The sequence below is a fragment of the Pseudomonas sp. P7779 genome, from assembly GCF_013386315.1.
GTDB lineage: Bacteria > Pseudomonadota > Gammaproteobacteria > Pseudomonadales > Pseudomonadaceae > Aquipseudomonas.
Window position 1 is genome coordinate 46,246 of record NZ_JACARZ010000037.1, and the last position, 18,289, is coordinate 64,534.

General features: G+C 61.3%; 15 protein-coding genes, 1 pseudogene and 1 riboswitch. Of the genes and pseudogenes, 9 read left to right on the forward strand and 7 right to left on the reverse strand.

Features of this window, described 5'->3' with window-relative positions:
• Positions 1 to 7: 7 nt before the first annotated feature.
• Entirely contained in the window at positions 8 to 1,171 is a 1,164-nt protein-coding gene (locus tag HX869_RS12255) for a 1-acyl-sn-glycerol-3-phosphate acyltransferase (RefSeq protein WP_029615884.1), read from the reverse strand.
• 144 nt (positions 1,172 to 1,315) lie between these two features.
• Between HX869_RS12255 and HX869_RS12260 the strand changes: the two genes are divergently transcribed.
• The 3 genes from HX869_RS12260 to HX869_RS12270 are packed head-to-tail and all read left to right on the forward strand — an operon-like array spanning position 1,316 to position 2,423.
• A complete protein-coding gene (locus HX869_RS12260; RefSeq protein ID WP_177008734.1) occupies positions 1,316 to 1,495 on the forward strand; it encodes a CPXCG motif-containing cysteine-rich protein in 180 nt (59 codons plus the stop codon).
• Between the two features lie 10 nt (positions 1,496 to 1,505).
• Positions 1,506 to 1,766: a putative signal transducing protein gene (locus HX869_RS12265; protein ID WP_017477710.1), complete on the forward strand. Its 261-nt coding sequence runs from the start codon at positions 1,506 to 1,508 to the stop codon at positions 1,764 to 1,766.
• A 36-nt stretch (positions 1,767 to 1,802) separates the two neighbouring features.
• Positions 1,803 to 2,423 (forward strand): SOS response-associated peptidase, encoded by a 621-nt coding sequence (locus HX869_RS12270; protein WP_003216163.1) that lies wholly within the window; start codon positions 1,803 to 1,805, stop codon positions 2,421 to 2,423.
• 133 nt (positions 2,424 to 2,556) lie between these two features.
• Here HX869_RS12270 and HX869_RS31820 read toward each other — a convergent pair whose 3' ends face one another.
• Together HX869_RS31820 and HX869_RS31825 are read right to left on the reverse strand one after the other, a co-directional pair.
• The gene (locus HX869_RS31820; RefSeq protein WP_371132336.1) at positions 2,557 to 3,399 is read right to left on the reverse strand and encodes a methyl-accepting chemotaxis protein; all 843 of its coding nucleotides are present in this window, start codon (positions 3,397 to 3,399) and stop codon (positions 2,557 to 2,559) included.
• Between the two features lie 15 nt (positions 3,400 to 3,414).
• A pseudogene (locus tag HX869_RS31825) lies at positions 3,415 to 4,695 on the reverse strand (HAMP domain-containing protein); the annotation flags it as partial.
• Positions 4,696 to 4,947: 252 nt separating this feature from the next.
• Between HX869_RS31825 and HX869_RS12280 the strand changes: the two are divergent.
• Positions 4,948 to 5,766, forward strand: coding sequence for a M48 family metallopeptidase (locus HX869_RS12280; protein ID WP_003216165.1), 819 nt, complete (start codon positions 4,948 to 4,950; stop codon positions 5,764 to 5,766).
• 160 nt (positions 5,767 to 5,926) lie between these two features.
• On the opposite strand, the gene HX869_RS12285 is transcribed toward HX869_RS12280, so the two are convergent.
• From HX869_RS12285 to HX869_RS12295, 3 genes are all read right to left on the reverse strand, one after another.
• On the reverse strand, positions 5,927 to 6,511 hold the full coding sequence (locus HX869_RS12285; protein ID WP_178903137.1) for a TMEM165/GDT1 family protein: 585 nt from the start codon (positions 6,509 to 6,511) through the stop codon (positions 5,927 to 5,929).
• A gap of 88 nt (positions 6,512 to 6,599) precedes the next feature.
• A riboswitch (yybP-ykoY riboswitch) is annotated at positions 6,600 to 6,719 on the reverse strand.
• A gap of 51 nt (positions 6,720 to 6,770) precedes the next feature.
• Complete coding sequence (locus HX869_RS12290; protein ID WP_008434258.1) at positions 6,771 to 7,769, reverse strand: class I SAM-dependent methyltransferase; 999 nt, start codon at positions 7,767 to 7,769, stop codon at positions 6,771 to 6,773.
• A gap of 30 nt (positions 7,770 to 7,799) precedes the next feature.
• Positions 7,800 to 8,765: a 2-hydroxyacid dehydrogenase gene (locus tag HX869_RS12295; RefSeq protein ID WP_003216168.1), complete on the reverse strand. Its 966-nt coding sequence runs from the start codon at positions 8,763 to 8,765 to the stop codon at positions 7,800 to 7,802.
• Positions 8,766 to 8,849: 84 nt separating this feature from the next.
• Between HX869_RS12295 and HX869_RS12300 the strand changes: the two genes are divergently transcribed.
• From HX869_RS12300 to HX869_RS12320, 5 genes are all read left to right on the forward strand, one after another.
• Positions 8,850 to 9,482 (forward strand): LysE family translocator, encoded by a 633-nt coding sequence (locus HX869_RS12300; RefSeq protein ID WP_003216169.1) that lies wholly within the window; start codon positions 8,850 to 8,852, stop codon positions 9,480 to 9,482.
• Positions 9,483 to 9,613: 131 nt separating this feature from the next.
• Positions 9,614 to 11,296, forward strand: a complete 1,683-nt coding sequence (locus HX869_RS12305) for a fatty acid--CoA ligase (protein ID WP_134327311.1) — start codon at positions 9,614 to 9,616, stop codon at positions 11,294 to 11,296.
• Positions 11,297 to 11,627: 331 nt separating this feature from the next.
• Complete coding sequence (locus HX869_RS12310; protein ID WP_178903138.1) at positions 11,628 to 13,487, forward strand: DUF1302 domain-containing protein; 1,860 nt, start codon at positions 11,628 to 11,630, stop codon at positions 13,485 to 13,487.
• Positions 13,488 to 13,530: 43 nt separating this feature from the next.
• The gene (locus HX869_RS12315) at positions 13,531 to 14,895 is read left to right on the forward strand and encodes a DUF1329 domain-containing protein (RefSeq protein WP_008434250.1); all 1,365 of its coding nucleotides are present in this window, start codon (positions 13,531 to 13,533) and stop codon (positions 14,893 to 14,895) included.
• A 309-nt stretch (positions 14,896 to 15,204) separates the two neighbouring features.
• Positions 15,205 to 17,934 (forward strand): LuxR C-terminal-related transcriptional regulator, encoded by a 2,730-nt coding sequence (locus HX869_RS12320; protein ID WP_177040262.1) that lies wholly within the window; start codon positions 15,205 to 15,207, stop codon positions 17,932 to 17,934.
• 9 nt (positions 17,935 to 17,943) lie between these two features.
• Here the strand turns inward: HX869_RS12320 and HX869_RS12325 are convergent, their stop codons facing one another.
• A complete protein-coding gene (locus HX869_RS12325; RefSeq protein WP_003216175.1) occupies positions 17,944 to 18,288 on the reverse strand; it encodes a hypothetical protein in 345 nt (114 codons plus the stop codon).
• Between the last annotated feature and the right edge of the window lies 1 nt (position 18,289).

Sequence of the window (18,289 nt, forward strand, 5' to 3'; positions counted from 1 at the left end):
TACCGGGTTACAGGGCAATCCCGGCCTTGACCCGGTACTGATTCCTCACCGGCGTCGCGTATTGCAACACCAGATACGGCCGATGCTCGGCCGGGCACGCATTCAAGCGCCGCTCCCACTCTGCCTTTGCCTTGGCCAACTCGTCCGCCGGGAATACCTCGGCTGCGGTCGGTACCTGCAATTGCGGATCGGCATCGCTCCATTGGGCGTACGCCAGGTAATGCACCGGGAACAACCGATAACCGCCCAGGATCTGCCGGTCCATTTCGATCGCCAACAGCTTGGTGTCTTCGAACGCCTCGGTGATCGGCGGCGCGAAGTTGACGTGTACCCGGCCCTTGTAGCCGGTGATGCCCAGGGCGATGCTCACGTCATCTTCCCCCGGCGCCTTGCTGTAGGTGCCGGTGGTGGCGCGGATGTACAGCTCGCGGGCCTTGGCTGCGTCGCACGGGTCGTATTCGTAGCTGATGGACACCGGCGTCAGGTTCAGTGACTGGATGACTTCGGCGAACGGCTCGTCCTTGCGGCTCATGTGGAACATCTTGAGGATCGCCGACTCGGTGCGATCATCCCCATCCTTGGCGCGGCCTTCGGCCTGGGCGATCCAGATCGACTGGCAGTCGTTGCGAATCGAATGGTTGATGTAGGCCGACAGCAACTGATAGGCCGCCATCTTCTCTTTGCGCCCGGTGATCGAGCGGTGCACGATGAAACTCTTGTTCAGGCGCATCAGGTCGCTGACAAACGGCTTCTGCAGCAGGTTGTCGCCGATGGCGATGCGCGGCGTCGGCAGGCCGGCGTGGTACACGGCGTAGTTGACGAAGGCCGGGTCCATCACGATGTCGCGGTGGTTGGCCAGGAACAGGTAGGCGCTGCCGGACTTGAACTGCTCCACGCCGGTATAGGTCACGCCGTCGGTTGCCCGCTCGATGGTGTGGTCGACGTAAAACTCGACTTTGTCCTGCAGCGTGGCCACGGTAGTGACGCCGGCGAACTCACGGCGCAGTTTATGAGCGATCATCGGCTTGAGCAGCCAGCCGAAGGCGCCGGCAAAGCGCGGGAAGCGAAAGTGGGTCAGGATGTCCAGAAAGGCCTTGTCACTGAACAGTCGGGCCAGCACTGCCGGGACTTCGCTGTCGTTGTAAGGTCGGATGGTATCGAATTCGCCCATCATGCTCTCTTGTTAGAAACGGCTAGGGTAAGTAAAGGTTTGGAACAATAAATATCAGGGCGTGGTCCGGGCAATTGACCGGGACGAAAAATAGCCCTGTAAATAGACCGGCGATTATACGCACAAGTCACCTTGGAGACCGCGATGGAAGAGGAGTCGTACGAATGTCCTTATTGTGGAGAGGTAGTCACGGCGTTACTGGACCTGTCCGGGGGTGATCAGGAATATATAGAAGACTGCCCGGTGTGCTGCCGGCCCATTGTTTTCGAGCTGCAGGTTCATGACGACGAATGGATGCTCAACGTGCGCAGCGAGAACGAATAAAGGTACGCCCATGCAGCGAATCTACGAGCCGGAAAACCTGATGGAAGGCGAGCTGCTGCAAGGCATGCTCGAAAGCGAGGGCATCACCGCGCACCTGGTGGGGCGCGATTTGCTCGGGGGTACCGGCGAACTGCCGATCTATGGCCTGCTGGCGCTGGCGGTGGAGAACGACCAGGCCGCCTACGCCCGCGAGCTGATCACCGCCTACAACGGTGCGCAACCACTGCCCGGTGATGAACCCGACAGCTTTCCCGACGTGCTGGTCTGTTAGGCTGTCGGCCAGTTTCTCCAAGAGTCGTGTTGCCCCATGTGTGGACGTTATGCCCTGTTTCGCTGGAACCCTGCGTTTGCTGCCTTGCCGGGCTTCCCGGCCGACCAGCAGGCCCAGTGGAACATCTCTCCCAATGACTCGGTGCTGATCCAGCGCCTGAGCGACGGCCAGCACACCCTGGCGCGGGCGCGCTGGGGCCTGACGCCGCCCTGGCTGACCGATCTCTCTCGTACACCGGCCCATGCCCGGGCGGAAACCCTTGCCGAACAGCCGATGTTTCGCGAAGCGTTTCGCCAGCGCCGCTGCCTGCTTCCGGCCAATGGTTTCTACGAATGGCGCGGCACCCAGCGCAAGCGCCCGTACTGGCTGACGCCGGGGGAGGGCAGCACGCTGTTCTTTGCGGCGATCTGGGAGGCGTATCCGGTGCAGGAGCAGGTTTGGTTGAGTACGGCGGTGGTGACCCAGGCGGCGCAGAGTCAGCGCCGACCGTTGATTCTGGATGCGGCGGGGCAGGCAGCCTGGCTGAACCCCGAGACCCCGCTGCACACCTTGCAGGCCTTGTTGGCCAGTGAACCCACCGCGTTGCGCGAGCGGGTGCTGGCCAATATGGTCAACGATCCGAAGCTGAATGGACCGGAGTGCCTGACGCCGGGTTGAGCGTTGTGTTGAATCGGCCGGCCTCTTCGCGAGCAAGCCCGCTCCCACATTTGATTGCATTTCAACTGAAGGAATGCGGTCGAATGTGGGAGCGGGCTTGCTCGCGAAGGCGCCCGAAAGGGCGCCGCTTGACTCAAACCTTGAACTGATTGATCAACCGCCGCTGCTGCTCCGCCAGCTTGGTCAGGTCTGCGCTGGCCGCGCTCGACTCATCCGCTCCGCCGGCCACTTCATTGGCCACCTGTCCGATATTGATCACGTTGCGGTTAATGTCCTCGGCTACCGCGCTCTGTTCCTCGGCGGCGCTGGCGATCTGGGTGTTCATGTCGTTGATCACCGACACCGCCCGGGTAATGGTCTCCAGCGCCTGGGCCGCCTTGGCCGCGTGCTGCACGCTTTCATCGGTGCGGTTCTGGCTGTCTTCCATCACCCGTACCACGTCGCGGGTGCCCTGCTGCAGTTGCTGGATCATGGCCTGGATTTCTTCGGTAGCCTTCTGGGTCTTCTGCGCCAGGTTGCGCACCTCGTCGGCCACCACCGCAAACCCGCGCCCTTGCTCACCGGCCCGTGCTGCTTCGATTGCCGCGTTGAGCGCCAGCAGGTTGGTCTGCTCGGCAATCCCGCGAATCGCCGTGAGGATGGCATTGATGTTCTCGCTGTCCTTGGCCAGCGCCTGCACCACACCGACCGCCTTGCCGATTTCCTCGGCGAGGGCGCCGATGGAGGTGGAGGTGTCGCGCACAATCTGCATGCCCTGGCTCGCCGCTTGATCAGCGTGGCTGGCGGCCTGTGCGGCCTGGGTGGCGTTGCGCGCCACGTCCTGTGCGGTCGCGGTCATCTCGTGCACGGCGGTAGCCACCTGGTCGATCTCGACCATTTGCTTGTGCACGCCCTGGTTGGTGCGAATCGCAATGTCGGCGGTGTGCTCCGACGAGTCGCTGACCTTCTGCACCGAACTCACCACCTGGGTAATCATCCCCTGCAACTTGGCCAGGAATGTATTGAAGCCGCTGGCAATCGCCCCCAGTTCGTCGGCGCGATCACTGGTCAGGCGCCGGGTCAGGTCGCCTTCGCCCTGGGCGATGTCATTGAGCATCGCCACCATTTGCTTGAGCGGCCGGGCAATGCCGTGGCCCACCAGCCAGATCACCAGCAAGCCGATGCCGGCGATCAGCAGCCCGGCCACGGCCATGCCGAAAATATCGGTTTTGCGCTGGGCGTCGAGGTCGTGCTGCATCGCCTGCAGGTCGGCCATTACCGCACTCAGGGGCAGTTGCAGGAGCAGGGTCCAGCGGGCGTCGGTCTGGCCGATGTTGAACGGCAGGAACAGCTCGATATGCCCGTGTTGCTTGTCCACGTCATAGCGCACCTCGCCGATCTTCAGTTGGCCGAGGTTGGCCAGTTCGTTGCTGTCCAGCAGGTCGCTGGCCTTTTCCCCGAGCTTGCTGGCGTCCTTGGTGTAGGCCACCAGGCGGCCGTTGCTGGAAATCAGCGCCAACTCGCCAGCACCGTTGTACAAATTCTGATCAGCCTTGGTGAGCATTTCCTGGATGAAGTTCACCGACAGGTCGGCGCCGACGATGCCCTGAAAGGTGCCGTCGATCATGATTGGTTCGATAAACGAGGCGAGCATCACCATCGCATTCCCTACTTTATAAGGGGCCGGATCGATGGCGCAGGGCTTTTTGCTTTCCTTGGAGCACAGGTAGTACTCACTGGCGCGCACGCCGGTGGACAGGATGGTCTGGTCGGCCACGTCAGCCAGTTTATCCAGGCCCAGGCTGCCGTCGGCATTGCGGAACCACCACGGCAGGAAGCGGCCGTTGGTTTCGATGCCGACCACCGGGCTGTTCACGTAGGCAGCATCGTTGTGGTCGATGGCGTTGGCTTCCCAGCCTATATAGGCGCCAAGAATCTTCGGGTTACGCACCACGGTTTCGTGGATCAGGTTGATCAGTTGTTCACGGGAGACCGCCAGTTGCGGGTTGCCGTTGGCGTCTTTCATGCCCATCAGGGCGTTGGCGGTGGCCAGGCCCTTGGCCGTCACCAGCGGTGCTTCGAGTTCGCGCTGGATCAGCGTCGCCTGGGTTTGCGCCAGGGCGGTCAGGCGCTGCTCGATGATTTGTTCGAATTGACCCTGGGTGCGTTCCTGCACCATCTCCTGGGTGCGCGCCCCGGCGAACAAGGCATACAGCACCAACACCGCCACCACGCTCAGGACAATGGCCCCGGCCAGTGCCGCGACAGAAAATTGAATCGACTTGAACTTCATGACGGCTCCGAACGCAGGGGGAGATTGGCTGCTTGTGTATATCGGCCGCGGGCGGGGGAGACATGAGGGCCATTACCTCAAAATGGCTGTGCCGGATGGGCGAATGTCGTAAATGGAATGGTTGCCAGCGTTTGTGAATTTTTTGCGGCAGTGTGGGATGTATCTGAAATCAGGTGGCTATACGTCTGTTGTATCTGGCGTCGATACAATTGGCCGACTACGATACGCGCCATGTTTTCAGGGAGCAGGTTGATGAAAAAGACAGTGGCGGTATGTGCGTTGGGCGCGGCTTTGTTGCTCGCCGGTTGTCAGTCGGTCAACACCACCAGCGGCGGCGCCGTGGGGGTTGAGCGCAAGCAGTACATGTTCAGCATGTTGTCGAGCCAGGAAGTCGACCAGATGTATGCGCAGTCCTACCAGCAGACCCTGGGTGAAGCCAGCGGCAAGGGCCTGGTGGACAAGACCAGCGCCAACGCCAAGCGCGTGCAGGCGATCGCCAACCGCTTGATCGCCCAGGCGCCCACCTTCCGTCCGGATGCGGCGCAGTGGAAGTGGGAAGTGAACCTGATCAAAAGTGACGAGATGAACGCCAACTGCGGGCCTGGCGGCAAGATCTTTGTCTACAGCGCGCTGATCGACAATCTCAAGTTGACCGACGACGAACTCGCCGCCGTGATGGGCCATGAAATTGCCCACGCCTTGCGTGAACACGGCCGCGAAGCCATGTCCAAGGCCTACGGTATCGAAATGGCGAAGCAGGGGGCCGGTGCGTTGTTCGGCCTCGGTCAGGACAGCCTGGCGCTGGCCGATACCGTGGCCAACTACGGCATGACCTTGCCCAACAGCCGCAGCAATGAAAACGAAGCGGACCTGATCGGCCTGGAGTTGTCGGCGCGTGCCGGTTACAACCCGAACGCGGCGATTACCCTGTGGAACAAAATGGCCAAGGCTTCGGAAGGCTCGCCACCTGAATTCATGAGCACCCACCCTGCCTCCGACAGCCGGATCGCCTCGTTGCAGGCGGCGATTCCGAAGGTGATGCCGTTGTATCAGCAGGCGAAAAAATCCTGATTTATAAGGCTGAAATGCAAATCTGAATGTGGGGGCCCGGCTTGTGTGGGAGTCGGGCTTGCCCGCGATGCAGGCACCTCGGTGTGTCAGTTGCACCGAGGTGATGCTATCGCAGGCAAGCCAGCTCCCACAAAAGCCCAGCCCCCATATGGGGTTGCGTTTAGATCCAGCCACTGTTCTGCATGGCCTTGTACACCGCAACAATGGCCAGGATGAAGAATGCCGTAGCCGCCAGTCGACGAATCAGCGTCAGCGGCAATTTGTCCGCGGCAAAATTACCCGCCAGCACTACCGGCACGTTGGCAATCAACATGCCCAGGGTGGTGCCGATAATCACCAGCCACAGTTCCGGGTATTGCGCCGCGAGCATCACGGTAGCGATCTGGGTCTTGTCGCCGATTTCCGCGAGGAAGAACGCGATCAGCGTGGTCAGGAAGGGCCCGAACTTGCGGGAAGTGCTGGCTTCGTCATCGTCGAGCTTGTCGGGCACCAGGGTCCACAGCGCCGTGGCGCAGAAGCTCGCCGCGAGGATCCAGTGCAGCACCGCATCCGAGAAGAAACTCCCGAACCAGGCCCCCACGGCACCGGCGGCCGCATGGTTGGCCAGGGTCGCGGCGACGATGCCGGCGATGATCGGCCAGGGTTTGCGAAAGCGTGCAGCGAGAATGAGCGCGAGCAGTTGCGTCTTGTCGCCAATTTCGGCCAAGGCAACGATTGCGGTAGGGACGAGCAGAGAATCCAGCATCAGGTAAGTTCCAGGGGCGGGTCGACACGGCTATGACACGTACAGCCTTCCCGCCCCGGGTAAGGTGTTCGTGTCATAGGTCTTGTCAAACCCCGGTCCGTCTGTGCGGACTCCTGGGTCGCATACGCCATGGCCTGTTGACCAAGTATGTTGACGTATGCCGGACGAGCGTGGCGCTCGTGGGAGACTACTCCCCTAGGACGGAGCGGATTCTGCCTAGGCAAAATCCATTCGGCAAGCCTTCTTTTGGAAAAAGATCTCAGCCGCGCTTGGCACGGTAAATGCGAAAACCCTGACCTTCTGCCTTGATTGCGCACACCCCAAGATGCTCTTCGATCAGCGGCTGATACTTCAGGAAACTGTTCGCAACCAAGCGAAGTTCGCCGCCTTTTGCCAGATGTTTGGCCGCTTTTCGTAGCAGGTTCTCGGTGGCGAAATAATCGGTGTGCACCCCGACGTGGAACGGCGGGTTGCTCAGAATCGCGTTCAGATTCATCGGAGCAGCGTCGATGCCATCACCGGTCAACACCTCGGCTTCCAGGCCATTGGCCGCCAATGTCAGGCGACTGCTGGCAGCGGCAAAGGCATCCACGTCGAGCATTGTCACCGTGTTATGCGGGTAGCGACGCTTGACCGCTGCCCCGAGCACACCCGCGCCACAACCGAAATCCAGCAAGTGACCGCTCGGCAACTTGTCCAGATGCTCCAGCAGCAATGCGGTACCGCGATCCAGCCGACCGTGGCTGAACACGCCCGGCAGGCTCACCACCTTGAGCGGGCCCTCAGCCAGCGGCACCTCGAAGACCTGCGCCAGGCTCTCCAGTTCTACCGGCTCGGGGGCGTTGGCCACCGTCACCAGCCACAACTGGCAGTGCCGCGCATTGTCGAGCTTGCGCGGTTTGCCGAACGGGTTCAGTTGCTTGGCCGCGCTTTCGATGCCGCCTTTCTTCTCCCCCACCAGGTACAACTCCTTGCCGGGCAAACGCGCCGCCACGGCATTGAGCAGGTAGTCGGTGAGGTCCTTGGACTTGGGCAGGAACACCACCGCGGTCTCGAACGAACGCTCGGGCACGTTCACACCGAACTGGCTGCGCTCGGCAAAACGTGCGTCCAGTGCGGCCTGGTCGCCGGCGTGCCAGCTCCAGCCATGGGCATTGGGCAGGCGGCCCAGCAGGTCGTCGGCGGGCAAGCCCACCAGCAGCACGTCGCCTTGAAAAAGTTCGGCCTGGCGAAGCAGTACTTCACTGCGCGGATCCATGGTCTGCTCCTTGAAAAGGGGCGCAGTTTATCAACTGACGACACGCAGCGGGGCGCCGCTGAAAAAGCCCTGAGCGTTTTCGATCAATTGGCCGACGATCCGCTGCCGCGCTTCGCGACTGCCCCATGCATTGTGTGGCGTAACGATCAACCGCGGGATATCGCCAGCCAGCAGCGGGTTGCCGTTCACCGGCGGTTCCACGCTCAATACATCGGTCGCCGCGCCGCCCAGGTGCCCACTGCGCAAGGCATCGGCCAAGGCCTGTTCGTTGATCAAGCCACCACGGGCGGTGTTGACGATAAACGCGCCGGGCTTGAGCAAGGCGAGTTCACGGGCACCGATAAAGTCGCGGGTGTGTTCGTTGAGCGGGCAGTGCAGGGTCAGCGCGTCGACCTGCGCCAGCAACTCATCCAGCGGCACGCGATCGGCGCGGGCCGGGCGGCCTGGAATCGCACCCAGGATCACGCGCATGCCAAAGGCTTCAGCCAGGCGCGCAACGGCACCGCCCAATTCACCATGGCCCAGCAGCCCGAGGGTTTTGCCTTCCAGTTCGACGATCGGGTAGTCCAGCAGGCAGAACTGCTTGGCTTGTTGCCAGTGCCCCGCCTGCACATCCCGTTGATAGTCGTTCAGGCGCGTCGCCAGGTTCAGCAGCAGCATGATCGTATGCTGCGCCACCGATGGCGTGCCGTAACCCTGGCAATTGCTCACGGTAACGCCGTGGGCGCGGGCGGCGGCGAGGTCGACGTTGTTGGTGCCGGTGGCGGTCACCAGGATCAGCTTCAGCTCGGGGCAGGCCGCCAGGGTCTCGGCATTCAGCGCGATCTTGTTGCTGATGGCCACCTGCGCGCCTTGCAGGCGTTCGATAATGTTTTCGGGTGTGGTCTGCTGGTGCAGGCTCAGTTCGCTGAAGAGTGCCTGCAACCCGCTGAGGTCCAGGTCCCCGAGGTCCAGGGAAGGGTGATCAAGGAAGACGGCGCGGCGATTGTTCGTCATCAACTGTACCTTTTGCGGCGGGATTCGAAGGCGTAATCTGCCGAGCCTATCAGATGAAATAATCAGTTACTTCCTGGAGTGTGCATGTACCTCACCGAGTTCTTGACCGTGGCACTGATTCACCTGTTGGCGGTGGCCAGCCCTGGCCCGGATTTCGCCGTGGTGGTACGTGAAAGCGTGACCCATGGCCGACGGGCCGGCACCTGGACGGCGTTGGGCGTCGGTTCGGCGATTTTCCTGCACGTGGGGTATTCGCTGCTGGGCATCGGCTTGATCGTGTCCCAGTCCATCGTGCTGTTCAATGCGCTGAAATGGGCGGCGGCGGCTTACCTGCTGTACATCGGCTTCAAGGCCCTGCGCGCCCAGCCGGCCAAGCCTGCCAGTGAAGAAGACCTGCACCTGGAAGCGGGCGAGCGCACCGCCCGTGGTGCGTTTACCTCGGGTTTTGTCACCAATGGCTTGAACCCCAAGGCCACGCTGTTCTTCCTGTCGCTGTTCACCGTGGTGATCAATCCCCACACGCCGTTGGCGGTCCAGGCCGGTTACGGCGTGTACCTGGCCGTGGCGACCGCGATCTGGTTTTGCCTGGTGGCCATGCTGTTCAGCCAGCAACGCGTACGCGCCGGTTTTGCACGCATGGGCCACTGGTTCGACCGCACCATGGGCGCGGTGCTGATTGCCATCGGTGTGAAGCTGGCCTTTACCAGCATGAAATAAGCCGGATGCTGGCTCAAAGCTAGCATTCATTGGGTTCTGCAAATCATTCCTTTGGCTGATTTGGCTGAAACATAAGCGCTCTAAAGTGCAGATGTTTCAGCCAAGACCGTGCAGTCAGATAAGGGATTCGTATGTTGCAGACTCGTGTTATCCCGCCCGCCGAAGGCGCCTACCAATACCCGCTGTTGATCAAACGCCTGTTGATGTCCGGGACACGCTACGAGAAGACCCGGGAAATCGTCTACCGCGACCAGTTGCGCTACACCTATCCGACGCTGATCGAGCGCGTCGCCCGCCTGGCCAATGTGCTGACCGAGGCCGGGGTCAAGGCCGGTGATACCGTGGCCGTGATGGACTGGGACAGCCACCGCTACCTGGAATGCATGTTTGCCATTCCGATGATTGGTGCGGTAATCCACACCATCAACGTGCGCCTGTCCCCGGAACAGATTCTGTACACCATGAACCACGCCGAGGACCGCTTTGTGCTGGTCAACAGCGAGTTCGTGGGGCTCTACCAGGCCATCGCCGGCCACCTCACCACCGTCGACAAAACCCTGCTGCTCACCGACGGCGCGGACAAAACCGCCGAGCTGCCGAACCTGGTGGGTGAGTACGAAACATTGCTCGCGGCGGCGAGCCCCCGCTACGACTTCGAGGATTTCGACGAAAACTCCGTCGCCACCACCTTCTACACCACCGGCACCACGGGCAATCCCAAGGGCGTGTACTTCACCCACCGCCAACTGGTGCTGCACACCATGGGCGTGGCGACCATCATGGGCAGCGTCGACAGCGTGCGGCTGTTGGGCACCAACGACGTCTACATGCCGATCACCCCGATGTTCCACGTGCACGCCTGGGGCCTGCCGTATGTGGCGACCATGCTCGGCCTGAAGCAGGTTTATCCAGGCCGCTACGACCCCGAATACCTGGTGGAGCTGTGGCGCAAGGAGAAGGTCACCTTCTCCCATTGTGTGCCGACCATCCTGCAAATGGTGCTCAACGCCAAGGCCGGCCAGGGCGTGGATTTCGGCGGCTGGAAAATCGTCATCGGTGGCAGCGCCCTCAATCGCTCACTGTATGAAGCCTCCAAGGCCCGCGGGATCCAACTGACAGCGGCGTACGGCATGTCCGAGACCGGGCCGCTGGTGTCCTGCGCCCATCTCAATGAAGAACTGATGGCCGGCACCGAAGACGAGCGCACCACCTACCGCATCAAGGCCGGCGTGCCCGGCCCATTGGTGGAAGCGGCGATCATCGATGGCGAGGGCAACTTCCTGCCCGCCGACGGTGAATCCCAGGGCGAGCTGGTGCTGCGCGCGCCATGGCTCAGCGAAGGCTATTTCAACGAGCCGCAGAAGGGCGCCGAGCTGTGGGCCGGCGGCTGGATGCACACCGGCGATGTGGCCACCCTCGATGCCTTCGGCGTGATCGATATTCGCGACCGCATCAAGGACGTGATCAAGACCGGCGGCGAGTGGATCTCCTCCCTGGCGCTGGAAGACCTGGTCAGCCGTCACCCGGCGGTACGCGAAGTAGCGGTGGTGGGGATTGCCGACCCGCAGTGGGGCGAGCGCCCGTTTGCGTTGCTGGTGGTGCGTGATGGCCATGTGATAGGGGCCAAGGAGCTCAAGGAACATCTCAAGCCATTCGTGGAATTGGGCCACCTGAGCAAGTGGGCGATTCCAAGCCAGATCGCCGTTGTTACGGAAATTCCCAAGACCAGTGTCGGCAAGCTCGACAAAAAACGTATCCGTATCGACATCATTGAATGGCAGGCCAACAACAGCACCTTCCTCTCTACCCTCTGACGCTGCTTGCCGTGCCCTCGCGGGCACGGCAGCGCTCTAGTCCAAGCCTTCACTTGTGATTTGCCAATTTTCAGCCATCCTTCCGTCGCTGACCTTCGTCAGCATGGCGAAAAGGACTGTGGCAGACGGGTTGGTGATGCAAATCACACTTTAGAGGGATCAAGCGGTACCCCCTGCTGGCTATAGTTCATCCCAGAGTTTTTCAAGGTGCGGTGCTGTGAGCCCGGCGGGTTCATGTGTTCGCCCGGCATTGGAATCGTTGTATTCCGGCCGTTACAAGCCCTTGGAAACGACTCACTGCCATAACAATAATGCACATGGAGTAGCGTCGATGATCTCAGCAAACCAGTTCTGGCGCCGGGCAAAACTGCCCTTGGCCGTCAGCCTCGCCTCTACGCTCGCCGGGCCTGCATTCGGCGTCAGTTTCAACATCGGTGAAATCGAAGGCAGCTTTGACTCGTCCCTGTCGGTCGGGGCCAGTTGGTCGACGGCGGGTCGAAATAAAGACCTGATCGGTGCCAACAACGGTGGCAGGGGGTTGTCGCAAACCTCGGATGACGGTCACCTGAACTTCGACAAAGGTGATTCCTTCTCGAAGATCTTCAAAGGCATTCATGACCTTGAGTTGAAATACGGCGACACCGGCGTTTTTGTCCGGGGCAAGTACTGGTATGACTTCGCGCTGCAAAACGAAGACCTGGACTTCAAGAATGTCAGCAACAACAACCGCAAAGAGGGCGCCAAGTCTTCTGGCGGGCAGATTCTCGATGCATTCATCTATCACAACTACACCATTGCTGATCTGCCAGGTAACGTGCGGTTCGGCAAGCAGGTGGTGAGTTGGGGTGAAAGTACCTTTATTGGTGGCGGTATCAACTCCATCAACCCGATCGACGTGTCCGCATTCCGTCGTCCCGGGGCCGAGATCAAGGAAGGCCTGATCCCGGTCAACATGTTCTATGTGTCGCAGACGCTGACCGATAACTTGTCGGCAGAAGCGTTCTATCAGTTGGAGTGGGACCAGACGGTGACCGACAACTGCGGGACGTTCTTCTCGCAGCCGGATGTGGTTTCCGATGGTTGTAACAACAACTTGCGGGTGCTGAACAAGCGCTCGACCATTCCAGGCGCTGCACTGCCTACCCTCAACGCCCTGGGCGTGGATGTGAACAACGAAGGTGTGCTGGTGCGCCGTGGGCCGGACCGTGACGCCCGCGACAGCGGCCAGTTCGGCGTGGCGATGCACTACAACTTCGAGCCGCTGGATACCGAGTTCGGCGCCTACTTCATGAACTACCACAGCCGTGCGCCGATCTTCAGTGCTCAAGGCGCTCCAGCTTCGGCCTACACGCGGCCTCTGGGGCCTTTGGGAGCACTGCGGCCGCTGATTGTCGCGGGCAGTTCCAATTACTTCATCGAATACCCTGAAGACATTCGTCTTTACGGCTTGAGCTTCTCCACCACGCTGCCTACCGGTACTGCCTGGAGCGGTGAGTTGAGCTATCGGCCAAATGCGCCAGTACAGTTAAGCACCACCGACATTCTTTATGCGGGTGTCACGCCGATTCCGGGCTACGGGAATGCCTCGGTGCTGAAGGGCACGCCAGGCCAGGATCTGCATGGCTACAATCGCAAGGAAGTGACGCAGTTCCAGACCACCTTTACGCACTTCTTTGATCAGGTCATGGGCGCCAGTCGTTTGACCACGGTCGGTGAAATTGGCGTGACCCACGTCGGTGGCCTGGAAAGCAAATCCGACGCACGTTATGGCCGAGATCCGGTCTTCGGTCCTGGCACGCTGCCAGGCGGGTTCTGTAACGCCCTTAACAACTCGACGGCCAACGGCGCCGGTCTGCCGAACGCCGCTGGCCTGAACACCAACTGCAACAACGACGGCTACACCACGGCCACCTCCTGGGGCTATCGCGCTCGTGCCATCTGGGAGTACCCGGACGTCTTCGCCGGTGTAAACCTCAAGCCCAACGTGGCGTGGTCCCATGACGTCAAAGGCTACTCGCCAGGTCCTGGCGGCAACTTTGAAGAGGGGCGCAAGGCCGTCAGCCTGGGTGTCGATGCCGAGTACCAGAACACCTACACCGTCAGCCTCAACTACACCAACTTCTTTGGCGGCAAATTCACCACGGTGGATGACCGTGACTTTATCGCCTTGAGCGCTGGCGTGAACTTCTAAGCACACTCTCTTTAAGCAGTATGTTTTAAGGAAGAACCAGAACATGAAAATAACTAAAAATCTGTTGCAGGTGGGTGTGCTGGGGCTGTCGATCATGGCGGGTAGCGTCATGGCGGCGGTCTCGGCGGATGAAGCCGCCAAGCTCGGCACGACCCTGACCCCGATGGGCGCTGAAATGGCCGGTAACGCGGCCGGCACCATCCCTAAATGGTCGCCGCTGCCAACCAACGCCGGTGCCGTGGATGCCCGTGGCTTCCTGGCCAACCCGTACGCCAGCGAACAACCGCAATTCACCATCACCGCGCAGAACGTCGAGCAGTACAAGGACAAGCTGGCACCGGGGCAGTACGCGATGTTCAAGCGCTACCCCGACACCTTCAAGATGCCGGTCTACCCGACCCATCGCGGCGCCACGGTGCCAGCTGATGTGTTCGCCGCCATCAAGAAAAACGCCACCAGCACCAACCTGGTGTCCGGCGGCAACGGCCTGGAAAACTTTGAAACCGCCGTACCGTTCCCGATTCCGAAAAGCGGCGTTGAAGTGATCTGGAACCACATCACCCGCTATCGCGGCGGCAGCGTGACCCGCCTGGTGACCCAGGCCACGCCGCAAACCAACGGCTCGTTCAGCCTGGTGTACTTCCGCGATCAGTTCGTGTTCCGCGACAAGATGAAGGACTACGACCCGAAAAACCCGGGCAACATCCTGTTCTACTTCAAACAGCAAGTGACTGCGCCGGCACGTCTGGCCGGTGGTGTGCTGCTGGTGCACGAAACCCTCGACCAGGTGAAAGAGCCGCGTTCGGCGTGGGTCTACAACGCCGGCCAGCGTCGTGTGCGCCGGGCACCGCAAGTGTCGTATGACGGCCCGGGTACCGCCGCCGACGGCCTGCGTACCTCCGACAACCTCGACATGTTCAACGGTGCACCGGACCGCTACGACTGGAAACTGGAAGGCAAGAAGGAACTGTACATCGCCGAAAACAGCTACAAGCTTGACGATCCGAAGCTCAAGTATGTCGACATCATCAAGGCCGGCCACATCAACCAGGACCTGGCGCGCTACGAGCTGCGCCGCGTGTGGCATGTGGTTGCAACCCTGAAGGAAGGCCAGCGCCATATCTACGCCAAGCGTGACTTCTTCATCGACGAAGACACCTGGCAAGCCGCGGTCATCGACCACTACGACGGTCGTGGCCAGCTGTGGCGCGTGGCGGAAGCCCATGCCGAGAACTACTACGACAAGCAAGTGCCGTGGTACGCCCTCGAAACCCTCTACGACCTGCAGTCCGGCCGCTACCTGGCACTGGGCATGAAGAACGAAGAGAAACAGGCCTATGACTTCGGTTTCACCGCCACCACCAGCGACTTCACCCCGGCGGCTCTGCGCCAGGATGGTGTTCGCTAACTTGCTGTAAACGAGGCCGCATCCTCGAAGAAGCCCCGACTGGTTCGGGGCTTTTTTTGGCCGGACCACCGTGGCGAGGGAACTTGCTCCCGCAGGGATGCGTAGCAGCCCCAAAAACGGGAGCGCTGCGCACTCCAGCGGGAGCAAGCTCCCTCGCCACAGAGTGTCGGTCGTTACAGAAGAAGTCCGGATATTTTTTGTTGTAGTCTTTTTCAGACAAATGTTGCAAAGATCTACAAAGCTGCCGCTTTTACCGCTAGTCTGCGGACATCTGCAATGCCGACAACAGCCTTCTACAAGAGCCCGGCGATGACTGATCTGTCCCGAATTCAAGGGCCTGCCAGCGCGGTGATTCCGACCCTGGAAGGGCGCTTCTATCGACCCCCACTGCCTGACGGCTATGTGTTGCGACCGCGCCTGTGCGAACGGCTGAGTGAAGGTTTGGCCGGGCGTCTGTTGCTGGTCAGCGCCCCGGCCGGGTTCGGCAAGAGTTCGCTGGCGGTGGAGTTCTGCCAGAGCCTGCCGGCCCACTGGCAAAGCCTGTGGCTGGGGCTCAGTCCTCGCGATAATGACCCGGGACGTTTCCTTGAACGCCTGCTCGACGGCTTGCAGCAATACTTCCCGCAGTTGGGCGCCCAATCCCTGGGCCTGCTGAAAATGCGCCAGCGTCACCAACCCTTCGCCTTTGAAGAATGGCTCGACGGCCTGCTGGATGAGCTGACGGTGCACCTGTCGACCCAGGCGCCGCTGTTGCTGGTGCTGGATGACTACCATCTGGCCCAGGGCCCGGTACTCGACCGCTGCCTGCAATTTTTCCTCAATCATCTGCCCGACGGCCTGCTGGTGCTGGTCACCAGCCGCCAGCGTCCCGACTGGCACCTGGCCCGCCTGCGCCTGTCCCGGCATTTGCTGGAACTGCACGAGCAGGACCTGCGCCTGACTCATGGCGAATCCCTGGCCCTGCTGGATCGCCACAGCAGTTCATTGCGTGGTGAAGCCCTGGATAACCTGATCCGGCGCAGCGAAGGCTGGGTGGCCGGCCTGCGTTTCTGGCTGCTGGCGGCTTCCGAGGCCGGCAGCGAAGGTACGCTGCCCCAGGGTTTGCACGGCGGGGAAGGGCTGATCCGCGATTACCTGCTCGAAGAGGTCATCGACTGCCTGCCCTCGGAAGTCCAGGCGTTCCTCTACGACACCGCGTCCCAGGAGCGCTTTTGCAGCGAGCTGTGCGACGCCGTGCGCGAGGCCCACGACAGCACGGAAATCCTGCGCTACCTGCAAGCCCACCAGGTATTCCTGGTGCCGCTGGACGAGCAGGGCCATTGGTACCGTTATCACCATCTGTTTTCCGACCTGCTGCGCACCCGGCGCGCGAGCAATGCCGTGTTGCCGGCAGCCAGCCTGCACCTGCGGGCCTGCCGCTGGTTCAATGCCCAGGGCTTGATCGACGAGGCAGTGGAGCAGGCGCTGCGTGCGGGTCACCTGGATGTGGCGGCAAACCTGGTGCAGAACCTGTCCGAAGAGCAACTGCTGGCGGAGCAGAATGTCGGCATGCTGCTGCGCTGGAAAATGGACTTGCCCGACAGTTTGCTGATGAGTACGCCACGCCTGATCGTGCTCTACAGCTGGGCGTTGGGCCTGGCCTGCCAGCTGGATGCGGCGCAGGAACTGGCCAGCCACCTCAGCCGTTTTTTACCGGCCCCGTCGGCCACCGCGCAAAAGTCGATGCTGGCGCAATGGCTGGCCCTCAGCGGGATTATTGCCCGGGGCCGTGGTGATCGTGAGCTGACCCAGTCGTATTGCAGCGAGGCTCTGGAAAGCCTGCCGCACAAACGCTATGGCCAGCGGTTGATGTGCCTGTCGACCCTGTCCAACCTGGCCATTGTCGACGCCGACCTGTGGCGCGCCCGCGGCCTGAACCGCGAATCCCTGGAGTTGGCGCAGCGGGTCGGCAATCCATTGTTCGAAGCGCTGGCCCATTACGACCGAGCGCGTGTACTGCAGGCCCGTGGCGAGATCCTGCGGTCGCTGGATGAAGTGCGCCAGGGCCTGCAACGTTTGCAAGGCCTGGCGCCGCAACGGCTGTACGCAGTGCGCGCGCGCCTGGCGTTGTACGAAGGCTATTTGCTGCTGATGCGCTGCCAGCCTGAAGCCGGGCTCGCTCGGCTGCGTGCCGGATTGACGGAGGCGCGAGCCTGTCGGGATATCAGCGTGTTGATCGGCCACTGTGTGATCGCCAGCTTCGAAGGTCGCCGTGGCGACTTCTCCGTGGCCTTTGCCGAATTGGCCGAGGCCGAGCGCTTGATGCATATCTGGGACGTGCCGCCGATTTTCTATCTGGCGATGATCACCCTGGTCAAATGCGAGCTATGGCTGGCTCAGGGGCGCACCGACCTGGCCGATGCCTGGCTGACGCGGCTGGGGCAAACCTACAACGGTGAACAGGCCGCTGCCGCACCGGAGTTCCACCCGCACCTGCCGCAACATATCGAGTTGCAACAGGCGGCACTCGACGCCATCCGTCATCAGCCGGCGGCTTCACTGCAACGGCTCGACGAACTGGCACGCCAGGCCCATAACAGCGGCCGGCAGATGATCAGCCTGATGGCGCTGACCCAGCAGGCACTGTTACTGCTGGACGGTGGCCAGGAAGCCCAGGCCCGCCCGGTGTTTGCCCGCGCGCTTGAAGCGGCTGCCGGTGGCGCGATGCAACCTTTCCAGCGCCTGTTGGAACGCTATCCCGAGTGGACGCGGGAGCAGCTGTCTCGGGATCCCCATGGACTGTTGAACCAGGGCCTGCTGGCACTCTTGCCGGATGTTGCAGTAGTTGAAACCCCACACACACTGGAGACCCTGAGCACCCGTGAACTGGCGGTGCTGCACCTGATCGCACAGGGTTGTTCAAACCAGGAGATCAGCAATCAGCTGTTTATCTCCCTGCACACCGTGAAAACCCACGCCAGCCATATCAACAGCAAGCTCGGGGTGGAGCGGCGCACACAGGCGGTGGCGCGGGCGCAGGAGATGGGATTGCTGGGGTAGAAACCTGGATCAATGGGATCGAAAGCCCCAGACGATTTCCACCACGCGGGCTGCCACCAGTACATAGATCAGGATAAGCAGCAGCTGAAGGACCAGGTGATAACGCAGCTTGGCGAGCCGGCGGATGCCATCGCTCACATTCAGCACCATCAGCAAGCTTGAGACCACGATCAAGCCCCACCCGGCCACGCTTGACGCCAGGATGCCGAGGAACAGCTCATGTTTCCCGGCCAGTGCGTTGGTGCCCGCAGCAAACAACAGCGCGCATACCAGCAGGTTCTTCACATTGTCGAAGACCTGGGTGCTGAAGTCATTCTCCAGCAGTTGCTGATACCACTTCCAGAATGTGCGCATG